Consider the following 13,195-nt stretch of genomic DNA (forward strand, 5'->3'; position numbering starts at 1 on the left):
TATTGATTACTGTCTTATAGAAACAATTATTTTTTTAATATCTCCTGATCTTTTAAATAGCTTATTACTATTATCTGTATCTAGTTTTAAATCATTTATTTCAAAACTTTTACCACCTGTATGGAATATATGTAGTTTATTTTTATCAGATAGTTGATATAAAATTGGTACCTGACAATAGGTAAATGCTAATGAATTTTTAGGAAGTGTTATTGTTTTTTTATTATTTTCTACGTTAACATAATTAAAATCTTTTGGCTTGCTTAAAAACTCTTCTTTTCTTAATAATCTCGGGTTAAACGTAACTATTCCGTTTTTTACAAATACACCCAACTCGCCAATTCTAGATAAAATATCTTCTTTTACTTGTCCTGTCATTCCTGGTTGTTGTGCACCTTTTGTTGCAGGTGTGTGCGAATAAGGATCTGTAGGAAAAGCACCATACAGTTCTGGTGATTTATGCACTCCTATTCCTTCATTAATTTCATAATAATGCTCTAACAATCGCCCAATAATCTCATCACTTTCATTGTTATGAATTGCCAACCAACAATTTTCTTGAACAGCCAACAATAATTTAGAAACCATATGCCAATATATAGACCCCAACCCTTCATAACCAAAGAAAGTACCTGATCTTCCTGTAAACGATTTATGATCAAACATTTCTTCATATACATTTAAAAGCAACTCTTTTTCTTTTGCAACTAAAGGTTGATATTCTTTTGGTAAACTCTCTAAACCATGCTTTAAAATTTCTGCGTTATTAAAGTTTCCATTAAAATGATAATTGCCTGCTACATCTTTTTCTATAATTTGATTATTTCCTTCAGATAGCAACTGTTGCAATAATTTAGATTTATTAACAGCTGTTTGAGGAACATTATTTTTATCTAAAAATCTACCCAAATTTTTGTTTGGGTATAAAATGTAACTGTATTGATCTTCTCTAAACAACGCACTTGCTTTTAAACCATCTAAGGCTGCCAGAGCTTGTTGTGAAGATAAATGACCAGAACTTAAAGCTGCTACTTGCCCTTCTAACATTTCTGACAAGTATGAAATAGATACTTCTTGATCATTTTCTACCGTCATTAAATTATAAGCATGATAAAGGTTATCTTTTCGCTTATTAGCATCTATAGTTTGTGATGTGTATTTTTTGACAATGTTAAAAAAGTGTATTAATTCTTTTTTAGAAAGCAATGTTTTTTTATTCTGAAACCCTTTTTTGTAAATTTTTTCTCTGTATTCGCTTCCTGCTTCACCCACACCATCTAAAACAGATTTTCTATCTGCGTCAGCGATATTTTTTGACAAGATTTCTTGGTTCTCTATTAAGGAAGTCAAAACTTTATTAAAAAAAGTGACCAACTCATCAGATATTAAGATATTTTCTACAGCTGAGTTAGAAACAACTTCTTCAAAAAACACAATAAAACGATGTAAATAACAGAGTGTTACCATAGAAACTCCATTACCAACTAAAGCATTATTAGCATCATTCCATTCTGGTCTTTGTGTATTCATCCAAATACCTCCTTCCGGAATAAAATTTGACACTTTTGCTAATACAGTTGCCAAAAGTTTTTCTAGCATATTTACTCTATAAATATGACTGTTAGTATCTGTTAGTAAAGCCCCATCCGCACCTATTTTTGCTCTTAATTTGTCTATTTTATGATGCAATTTATCATCAAAATCTATGGTGTCTTTAGGATTTTTGAGAGTTTCTTGGTAGCTCTTAATTTTATAAGGCACATTTGCATACACAAATACTTCTTCTGTAAAATTTTCAGATAATTTGCCTGGATAATAATTTTCTATAAATTCTAAGAATTTTAAAAGATAGATAATTTGGTGATCTCCCCAATAACCAATATAAGACCAAGGATCTTCTGGTTCTATAATTTCCCAGTCAAAACCACCTTTGGTAACTCTATAGGGATTGTAGCCATCAAAAGTAGTTGCATTTAAAAACTTATAAATCATTCCCTCTATAAACTCAGGATAAGAATGAGCTAAAGCTTCCCAGTTTTGGAAAATATCTCTCCAATTGCCTTCATAATCTAAGATTTTAGACCCGTCTATTTCACTCTGAGTATTGATCGAAAAACGATTCCAAGGTCTACTAGGATCACCATGTCTACGACTAAATTTTAACGGTAGATACTCAAAACACAATCTTTTAAAATCTTTGTCTTCATTCGTTTGTGCTTTATTTTTTAAGTAATCTACCGTAAATTTTTCTGGTAATTTTGTAAGTTTTTTTTGCTGATTTTTAAACACTTCTACATTTGCTGCAAACAAGTACTCTTTAAAATCTTCTTTTTCTATGGTGTATCCATCATCAAAAATACCACCTCTCATAATATTAAAAAGTGTGTTTGCAAAATGACGTGTATTTCTAAGTTGAATTTCACCTAATTGCAATCCGTCAGAAGCACCTACCAATTCTACCAAATGCGATGTACCTTCATCTATACTTTCTTGAATTAACTGTGATAAATTTGCTTCTTTACGAATAAGTTTAGCTAAACCATGATAATCATTTAGATCTTGATTTACATTAGCAACCAACATCCATGAAGATGATAACTTGCTTTCTAAAGAGATATTTTGTATTGTAAAATATGCTCCTTTTTCTGCTTTTACATCTATTTCTTGTTCAATGTCCTCTCCTTTTCTAAATGCATTTAACTGTCTTGAAGAACTTAAGTATATTGGGTTTTTAACTCCTAAAGACCAAACTAAGTTTGCTTTTAAAGCTTCACTTGGTTCTGCTTTATCTACTATAATTGCACTCAAAGCGTAAATGCCAATACCGGTATCTGTTTCTACTTCGCATTTTTTGTAAGCGTCAACTAAATTACTTCTAATACCCTGTATTGCAGATGTTACACCATAAGGTAAAATATTTTGAATACCATCTAAAATAGTTATCTCTACTTTACTCTCTGAATTATTAACTAGCTCAGATTTCTTTATAAAACCATACTCATTAGATGTATTCCAATGATACCTGTATGTAAGCTGTAAATCTTCGTTTACCTCTTCAAAAATAACTTTGTTTCCGTAGCTATTTTTGTATAAATTTCTTCTAATTTTATATACTCCTTCATATTTATCAGAAAATGGTTCCCAAATAAAGATTTTATTGTCTTTATGGATTTGTACAATGGTTTTACTGCCTGTTATGTCTGCAGATTCTGTAATTTTATCATCTGTATAATATGGAAAAAGAGCACTTTCTGCATCTTTTCTTCCAGCAGTTAACCCACCATTACTTGAAATAAACATCCAATGATTTGAGTTACTTACAAGGCTCATAAAAAAAGGCCTCATTGTATTACTATTGGAAATTTTGTAATACACTTCATTATCAAATTCCACGAGTTCTCCTTTAACTTCTAGAGCTTGTGTATTTGCAATATTCTTACCTAAATAAATGGTTTTCTTAGTCATTATAAAGTTATACTTAAAACATGCCTAGACATGAAAACAATATTGTTGTTTTAATTTTTGGTTATAGTAATCCGCAGAATCAGATTACTGATTTTGAAAAATTTATATTCTGAAAAAAATTGGTTATATTTTTTTAATACTTCTAACCTATATTTTATTGATACACTCTAACATAGTCTACTAACATTTTTTGAGGAAAAAGAGTCTCATCATTAGGAGAACCGGGTAAATTACCACCAACGGCTACGTTAAGAATAATGTAAAACGGTCTATTAAAAACCCATTCACCTTGGCCATTTGTTTCGTCTTCAACAGTTTCAGGTGTTATTGATTGATATAAATCTCCGTCTACGTAATAATTAATTCTATTGGGACTCCATTCTATTCCAAAAACATGAAAACCATTATCAAATCTATCATTTTGAAGTTGGTATTCTTTAGATATAGATTCACCTCCAGAATATCCAGGTCCATGAACAGTACCAAATACTATGGTTGGTTGATTTCCTAAATATTCCATAATATCAATCTCACCAATTTGTGGCCATTGTAACGTACCCCCTTCATCATCACCCAAAAGCCAAAAAGCTGGCCATATTCCTTTTCCTGTAGGCAACTGTATGCGCGCTTCAAATCTACCATGTTGTTGCTCAAACAAACCTCTAGTATTAATTCTTGCAGATGTATAAGAAGACCCCATAAAAGCCTCTTGGTTTGCGGTAATTACTAAGGCACCATCTTCTACAATAATATTCTCTGGTCTGTTTGTGTAATATTGTAATTCATTGTTACCCCAACCAGGAATGCCCTGTTCAGACCCATCACCTAAGTCAAAAACCCATTTTGTTGTATCAACAGCTCCGTTTACATCAAATTCGTCTTGCCAAATTAAATTATTAAGTGTAGTTACAGTTTGTGTAGTATCTGTTTCACAACTAACTAAAATTAAAACACTTGCGAATATGAATGTTTTGATATATATCTTGTAATTGAATATGTTTTTCATTTGTAAAACTTTAAAAGGTTATTAATTTCTGTAGAAATAAATGTTATCAATTAAGAAAGAGCCTCTGTTAGATACTAACACAAAATATCCTATGTTATTTAAATTAGGAGAGCCTGAGCCACCACCACCAGTTGGTAGTGTAAAAGCATTTAACGGAATATCTAAACCTACCCATTCTCCTTCTCTTAATTGACTGGTTGCATTAAATCCTCCTGCAGTATCATCTGTTCCTCGTAATCCATTATCTGTATCGTTAGGACCAAAATCTATAAGTTCTACTGTAAGGGCGGTTCCTGGAGGGCTTGTTAACTGAACATCTACATGAATATGTGTAAAACTAGACACATCTACAGTTCCGTCCCATCCTATACCTACAAAATTTAAATTACCATAAATTATATGTTGATTATTGTTAAAGCTAGAGGTTTCTATTTGTACACCGTTACCATTAAAAGTCCCAGGATCTAAACCTGTTACACCAGAATAAGTATCACTATAAAGAGATAAAACATTAGCTGCTGGACGCGTTGGGATTGGAGCATTTTCAAACGGACCTGTAGCCGTTATTGTTAAAGATCCTGCTGCATCTATATCTCCTATTGCTGCTGTTATGACGGCAGTACCCTCATTTAAAACAGTAATTTCTCCTGTTTCTGAAACGGTAGCAATGTTGGTGTCTGAAGAGTTAAATGTAAAATAATTAGTAGATAACTCTACTGTTTGGTTTACACCTGATGCTAAATTTGCTGTATATGAGATACCTGTAGTTTGAATACTAGAGCCAGAAAAGGTTTCTACAGTTTGATCTACTCCATTAAATATAGCTGGTTTTAATTGACCTAATGTTCCTAGTTTTTCAAACTGCATTTCATCAAACCACATGGTAAATCCAATGTTATCATCAAAAGAAGAACCTAAAGCAGGATCATCATTTTGCAAAATATCAAAGGAACCTGCAGAAAATAAAAACATTCCTTTTTCTTGGGTTAATCTTGATGCATCTGGAATAGGAATGGTTATTTTTCTCCAATCTGTTGACAATTGAAACCTTGTGCTAACAGGAAACTGATCTAATTCAAAATCTGTACCAAAACCAACTTCTACTGTAGCTGTTACTGTACCTTTTGCCCAAAATGTTAATGCATCGTAGCCAGATAAATCTCTACCAGCACCTCTATCTTTAAAAATACCCCCAATAAAGTTACCATTAGGATCACTAGGTGTTGGCACATCTATTCTTATAGAACTAGTACCTTCAAAAGCAACATCATTATCTGTACCAAAACCTTCTGTATTTGCACCAACAGCTGGGTCAAATGAAATAAAGAATTCATCTGTAAGACCTACAGGGTTATCTGTATATATAAACGGTGTTGTTGGAAAAGTCGCAGGAACTGCATTATCCGAAATCTCTCTTTCACAACTTGTAGCTATTACTAGAATTAAGCTTAAACAAAATGTGATTTTTAAATATTTATATTTTCTTGTTTTCATGTTGTTCTTGTTTATTTTCCTATGTTGATGTGAATATATGTTCTAATTTCCCACTCTGAACCGTTTGGAAACCCTACAGGACTTAATATTGGTTGGGTTGCAAATGCACTAGCTGTTGTAGTTGGTGAATATCTTGGTGAAAATTCATTAAGAGAACGCCACGTGCCCATTATACCAACCTTAGTATCTGGTAAAATAAACCAATCTGGCTTACCTAATGATGTAGATACATCTAATACTAACTGTAAAGGAAATGTGAGGTTAAAGTCTCTATGATAGTCAAAAGGTCCCCAATCGTTAACTTTAACCATTCCTGTCAATTTCATTTTATTGAAAATCATTCTTAAGTCTGCTCCACCTCTGTAAATTGTTCTCTCACTATCTCCATTAGCTTGACCAGTTCCATAGTAAAAGTTAGCTATTAGACCTAGATTTGAATGTACCTTGGATACCATTCTAGAATGAATTTCCCACAAATCTTGTGCAGGTGCAGATTGTGCAAAAGCAAAGAAAGATCTATCTGGTAAAAAACCTATTGCAGCGTCTTGAGTGGTTGGTAAATGACGATAAACAAAACCTAAATTAAATGCAAATTTTGCATCTTCTACTCTATCATTATCCCATTGATACATGTAAGTTGCTGGGGTAGGATCAAAAGTAAATAAAATTTCACCTCCTGTAGTTTCTCTGTTTCCTCCTCTAACAGAAAAAGGATCATCTACCCAGTTTCTTAACCTACCTGGAGCTGCAACTGTATTAGATATAGGATCTACTAAAGGTTGTTGGTACAAGAAGTTTGGTGCTATTTGAAATTTTCCCCCAAAATTATAAGCTATTCCTGAAAGGAAATTTGCCATGTTACCACTACCTGAATCTTTTAACTTCCAACCAGTAAAAGTTAATGTTGGATCTACACCTCCATTAGCTACCAAGCCCATTACAGAACCTTGAGCATACCAATTAAAGCCTCCTTTTGTGTAAGTTACCTTAGCTTTACCACCCCAATTGTCTTTAGATTGAATTCTATCATTAACTACTTCTCCATTATCTCTTACATCTTGATAAACTCTTCCGTTTAAGGGTCTACCTCCCCACATTGCTCCTAAAATCCATCCAAAATGATTGCCTTTCTTTTCAAAAGCTATTGTTGCTCTTTCTGTAGGTAATGCCGGAATTACACCCGATCTTGCTTGTGCTGGATCTAGAATACGATTTCCGTTTTCATCTACACCGTTACCGTTTACTATATCTCTGTGATATACTGCAGAAAAGTCTAATTTACCTAGTTTTCTTTGATATTTTAACAAAACTGCTGGGTTTGCCCCCCACCAAAGTTGCGGTCCAAATGCAGCCTTTAAGCCTTTTAAGGCTCCTTTACCGTCTACTTCTACACCTAAAATCTCTCCATTGTAAATATCTAAATTAGGACCATAATTTGCTTCTGGATACAATCCAAAAAAATCGCCTTCATATCCCCAGTGATAATGACCTGTTCTATAAAAACCTCTCATATCAAAATCTTCTGCATTCCACTCAAAAGAAGCGTTGTATACTCTTAATCTATTATTATCTGTAAGTGTTATTGGTCCGTTGGGTGAGTTGACTTGTATAGGTCTACCAACATTTTCATAAAAAATTTCATTTATAGGATTACCTGCTACATTTCCTAAAATATTAAAATTTACTTCTGCTCTCATATTGTTGGTTGGTTTACCCTGTATACCAACAAAATAAGATTGCATATGATCAAAGCCTTGTCTATCTGGAAAAGCTTCACCTGTTCCATCTGACAACTCTGGTGTTGTTATTAAAGAACCACCTGTATTAAAAGTTGTAAATTTTGCTTGTAAATTACTAATTTGTAATTTTTGACCTCCACCAACTGCTGCCTTATCTCCTCTTGCTCTTAAAACAGCATCCATAAGATTGATTTTATTAAAATGATTTTTAAAATCTTCTTTGGTACTTTTAAACGGGTTAAAAGTATGTGCTTCTTTTAAGGCATAATATGACGCTCTAGGATATAGGGTGTATAAACCCCTAATATCTGTTGGCCCTTTGGCTGCAATACCAAACCATTCTTCATTCATGTTTTTATCTCCTGTTTTGGCTTGATCTCTATTATAACCATTACTTGCCCATGAAGCCTCGGTATCATGTAAATCTGCATTTTTTCTATCGTCAAAACCTGCTTTAAACCATCCATCACTAGATTGAAAAGTAAACCCTCCTATAGAGTTTTGAGCCTTACCAAGTCCGTAGGCGTTTTCATATATCTCTTTCCAATTACTTACCATATAATGCGCTTGCATTAATTGATCCTCTTTATTATCTCTTGCATTGTATGCATCTGAACCAAATTCTGTAAATAAAATTGGTTTTCTAAACTCTTTTTTAACTCTATCAAAAGCATCATAAAAAGACTCTCCTCGATACATATTAGTACCATAAATATCTAAATCTACACATTCATCTGCTACAATATCTAAATACAATAAATCTCCATTACATATTCCTACTGGATGATTAGGATCTATTTTTTTAATGGCTAAAGCTGCTTCATTAAACAACCTATACATTGCTCTAGCTTCTGCTCTTTTGGCTTTATCTTGATCATTTATTACAATACCTTCATCTGTTTCTGCGCCTTCCCAAGTTAAGTGATAATTATTTTCATTACCCAGCATAAAAAGCAACAAACCTGGTGTGTCTTTGTACATTTTTGCCATTTTTACAGAGGCCTCTATAAGATGTTTTTTAACTTTAGCTGTCCCGTATTTAGTTTTAGGGTACCAAACACCGTCTAGGGTTAGTCCGTAGGCTCCAAATTGATGATTAATCATTGTATAGATTCCAAAATTCTCATAGACATATGTAATCCACTTTGGAGGCATACCTATATAAGTTCTAATTGCATTAACACCCATATTTTGCCATAAAGGCATTTCTTGATCTAAACCTGCTTTTATGATTTCATCTGATTTTTCCCAAAATTTTGCATCTAGCACATTGTAACCTATAGGAACATAATCCCAATTGATACCATTTACAATAAATGGTTGACCATTTACCTCTAGCCTCATACCCTTTTCATCTTGTACCACAGAAACTGTTTTGTTCTGTGCATAAGTACCTAGAGTAAGTAAGATAACTACTAATCTTAGTAAACTGTTTTTCATAATTATAATGTTTAATTGATGATGAAATTTGATTTTTACAAGCCTATTGATTGATAAGAATTTCACAGAAAATCAAAATCAAAATTCAGTGATTATTTGAATTACATAAAATTATGGCTATTTTTTTATTAAAACAATAAAAAATACCTCAACAAAAAACATACAATACAAAAAACACTACTTCACACAAGAAAATAGCTATATTTTGTTTGTTTTTTTATATGATTAAATAGACAATAAAGTAGATTGTATGGGTAATGTATGGTAAAATGTATGTGATGTTTAACAATTATATAACTTAAAAAAAATCTGTATATGTTAAAATCAATCTAATGTATTTGGTTTTGTGTTTTGAAGTTCCTCAATTATATGTTAATATATATAAATTTAAATTGACATTTTTTGGAAATCACAGAAGACAACAAGATCTTCAAGAAAGAACTAAAAAATAAAAACTGTAATGTCTTATTTATAAACTGTAGTGTTTGTTATATTTTTAATCTGATTAATTATAATGAAATAAATATAAACAAAATACCTTAATGTTAATATATTAAATCTCTAACCTGTTGTGCATTTTGAAAAATTCTGTCAATTCGAGTAGATTTTATGATTGAAATGAGTAAAATTTGTATCGAGAATAAGAATTTTTAGTTTATAAATAATAGTTCTCGATACAATTTTTCGTTCCTCAAAATCACTCGAACTGACATTTATCTAGTTTCTGCACCAAAATACACAACGGGTTAAATTTCTAGTATATAATTAGTTAAGTTAGCATCATGATCTAAATCCATTTTTTTCCTTAATCTGTATCTTTTTACCTCTACACTTCTAGGTGATATATTAAGTAATGGTGCAATTTCTTTTGAACTTAGGTTTAATCTTAAATAGGCACATAACCTGAGATCATTAGGAGTCAAATTAGGATGTTTTGTTTTCACTTTTTTTAGAAAATTTTTATCAGCGTTGTTAAATGCTTCTTGAAACATTTTCCAATCATCTGTGTTGTTTAAATTTTTATCTATAATTTTTACAACTTTAGCTACATTCTTATCTCCTCCTTCAATCAATTCTGTTTTTATTGTATTTAAAAACTCATTCTTTTTAATAATGTTCATTGTAGATGTAGCCAACTCTTTATTTTTATTTTCTATATCATTTCGTAACTTTTCGTTATTTAACTTTATTATTTCTTGAGAACTTGCTAGCTCATTTAACTCTGCTTCCTTTTTTGCTTTTTCTAATAACTCTTCTCTCTGATTTTTATAATATCTCTTAGAAATTATATGCACAGTATAGAAGGAAAATAAAGAAATTAAAACATAAATAATTATAAATAAATTAGATAGATACCAAGGTCTATTTATGGTAAAAGAATATTTTGCAATATTTGTACTTGGTATTCCGCCAACTAAACCTCTAACCTTAAAAGTATACCTACCGTATGAAAGGTTTTCATATAAAACTGTATGATTTTCTGAAGGATTACTCCACGATTTATTAAACCCCTCTAATTGATACTGGTACTTAGTGGTTAGTGCCTTTTTAAAATTAGGAACACTAAAAAAAACTTCTAAATTATTATTTTTATAGCTTAATTCTACATCATTTTGCATATTTAAGTTTTTTCTAGGTCCATCAGTTTCATAGCTTTCAATTTTATCTATGTATATATTGAATTTTTTTGGTTCTTTTATAGATTTTAAATCCATTTGTATATAACCATTTGAAGTTCCTATGATATAAACATCATTTTTTAAATGAATTATATTCTCATAACCAGATGCTGCTTTGGGTAAAGATTCTGCAATTGGTATTGTAGTAATACTAGGTTTATCACTTAATTTACCAGGAGATAAATATTTTATATAATCTCTAGAGAAAAACCATAATTTATCATTAGAAGGATTATGAACTAGTTTTGCAGAAATAAAATTTTCGTCAGAAATTAAACTACTATACAGGGTGTTTTTTTCAAACTTACCACTTTGTTTGTTGTAAAGATAAACACCTTTTCTGTTCGCATACAATATCTTATCTCTATAATTTAGAATACTAGAGTGTATGCCTTTTTCTATAGAGCTTTCTTTTTGATTGTTAATTACTTTCTTGAAATCATTATCTATTGTTAACTTAAAAACACCTTTATACTCATGGTTTACAAAAAATTCATTTTGGTTGAGTTGGACAATATATTTGCTTGAGTTATCAAATCCTTTTATTTTATCATTGTATAACCAAGAACCATTTTCTTTTTTTAGAGTATACAAACCATTGTATGTTCCTAAAAGAATTTTATTGTTATCAATTTGAATAACATCCCAAGTACCTTGTCTATTAAAAATACTAATTGCTTTACTTTTATCAACCCTAAAAACACCTGAATCATGACCACAAAAAAGCTTATCATCAATTACTTTTAAATTCCAAACTTGACCTTGAGTATTTTTGACAAATTGAAAAGTTTCCGCACTATTTAAGTTTCTATAAAATAATCCTTGATTGGTTCCTAAATAAATGGCATCTCTGTAAATAATAGAAGTATATATTGTACCCAAAAAATCACTTTTTAGGTCATACATTCTAAAAGGTGATGTGTTGTTTACGCAATCTATTCCATTATCTAAGCCTAACCAAATATTACGATCTCTATCTTCAAAAATAGACAACACCGTATTATTACTTAAATAAGAACTTTGATTTATAGAATAATTTATTTCTCCGTTTTCATTTAAATTCAATAATCCATTAGATATTGTTCCTAAAGCAAAACTTTTATTTTTAAGTAGTTTTGCACTGTAAATTGTTTTATCAGATAAAAATTTATCGGCAGGAATATTCCATTTTACAGGGGTTATCCCTTCCAAATAAAAAAAACCATTTTCTTGAGTTATAAAAAACAACTTACCTGCTTTACTATATACTTCTACTATAAGGTTTTCTTTTACTATAGCATGATTAGAAACTAGTTTTGGTTTTCCGTTTTCTATCTTAAAAAGACCTTTCCCTTCTTCTTGAAAATAAATAATACCATCTACCTTAACTAATTTATTAATTTTAAAATCAGAATTGATGACTTTAACCGTTTTAGTCTGCAAATCATATAAATAAATTCTTTGTAAAGATTTAAAAAGCATCCAACCATCAATTTCAACAATACTCCAAATTTGCTCGTCTTCTAGCATTTTTATTTTTTGGGTTTCAACAATAGAAGTGTAATATAAAATTCCCTTATTGTTCTTTTTCCAATAACCAAAATCCATATAAAAGCCCGTAAAAATTTTTTGGTCGTAAAATTCCACAGATCTCATTATTGTTTCATTAGGTGTCTGATATACTTGCCATGTAGCACCATTGTATTCTAAAAGACCTTTATTATTAGCAACGTAAATTAATCCTTTATCAGATTGTGTGATTCCCCAGTTTTGATTTTCAGCTTGATAGTCTTCAGAAAAAAAACTAATAATAGGTGGAAACTCTTGACTTACAACTAAATAATTAGTTAACAGAGAAACTATTAGAATAAGTTTATTTTTAAAATTCATATAAAAAATTAATTATTGTATGGGTAAAATACTATGTTGAAAATAAATTGAGATACAAAAATCTATTTTTGTAAAGTATATGTATAGTGAAATTTACCAAAAAAAAAACAGTTAGAAATTAAATTTTGAAAAAATTTCCTTTTACAACTTAAAAAGATTAATTTTATAAAAATTTTTTTATTCTATGAACTTTCTAAAAAAGCTTGGAGTAGCAAATTTTTTAATGCTCTTTCTATGTATTTTAATAATACTTGTAGCTGAATACCTATTTCTTAGTGGAGATAAATTACATGGTATTTTTCTTGGACTATGGGCTCCTACCTTATTAGGAGTTATGATTTACCTAAAATTAATTTATCGTGAACGCAGATAATATCATTTTATACTTATCGATATTTGTAGCAATTTGTGTTATAATCTGGGCATATTATATGATTAAAGAATTTAACAAGGTCAGTAAAGATTAGAAAATTTTCTTGTTAATTTCGCTAAAAGTTATATAA

At 30.5% G+C, this 13,195-nt stretch carries 5 protein-coding genes; all 5 read right to left on the bottom strand.

The features are described 5' to 3' along the window. Positions 1-6: 6 nt before the first annotated feature. Positions 7-3,465, bottom strand: coding sequence for a hypothetical protein (locus DUT90_RS04160; RefSeq protein WP_114425686.1), 3,459 nt, complete (start codon positions 3,463-3,465; stop codon positions 7-9). Positions 3,466-3,619: 154 nt separating this feature from the next. Further along, positions 3,620-4,471 (bottom strand): family 16 glycosylhydrolase, encoded by an 852-nt coding sequence (locus tag DUT90_RS04165; protein WP_114425689.1) that lies wholly within the window; start codon positions 4,469-4,471, stop codon positions 3,620-3,622. 21 nt (positions 4,472-4,492) lie between these two features. Continuing rightward, positions 4,493-5,965: a glycosyl hydrolase family 16 gene (locus tag DUT90_RS04170; RefSeq protein WP_114425691.1), complete on the bottom strand. Its 1,473-nt coding sequence runs from the start codon at positions 5,963-5,965 to the stop codon at positions 4,493-4,495. Positions 5,966-5,976: 11 nt separating this feature from the next. Continuing rightward, entirely contained in the window at positions 5,977-9,144 is a 3,168-nt protein-coding gene (locus DUT90_RS04175; RefSeq protein ID WP_114425693.1) for a glycosidase, read from the bottom strand. Positions 9,145-9,890: 746 nt separating this feature from the next. Continuing rightward, entirely contained in the window at positions 9,891-12,692 is a 2,802-nt protein-coding gene (locus DUT90_RS04180) for a triple tyrosine motif-containing protein (RefSeq protein WP_114425696.1), read from the bottom strand. Positions 12,693-13,195 lie beyond the last annotated feature (503 nt).

Origin of the sequence: Polaribacter sp. WD7 (assembly GCF_003335085.1) — a bacterium.
Lineage (GTDB): Bacteria > Bacteroidota > Bacteroidia > Flavobacteriales > Flavobacteriaceae > Polaribacter.

Coding starts and splice junctions, on each gene's coding strand:
- DUT90_RS04175 (WP_114425693.1), bottom strand. CDS start 9,144: ATGAAAAACAGTTTACTAAGATTAGTAGTTATCTTACTTACTCTAGGT.
- DUT90_RS04180 (WP_114425696.1), bottom strand. CDS start 12,692: ATGAATTTTAAAAATAAACTTATTCTAATAGTTTCTCTGTTAACTAAT.
- DUT90_RS04165 (WP_114425689.1), bottom strand. CDS start 4,471: ATGAAAAACATATTCAATTACAAGATATATATCAAAACATTCATATTC.
- DUT90_RS04160 (WP_114425686.1), bottom strand. CDS start 3,465: ATGACTAAGAAAACCATTTATTTAGGTAAGAATATTGCAAATACACAA.
- DUT90_RS04170 (WP_114425691.1), bottom strand. CDS start 5,965: ATGAAAACAAGAAAATATAAATATTTAAAAATCACATTTTGTTTAAGC.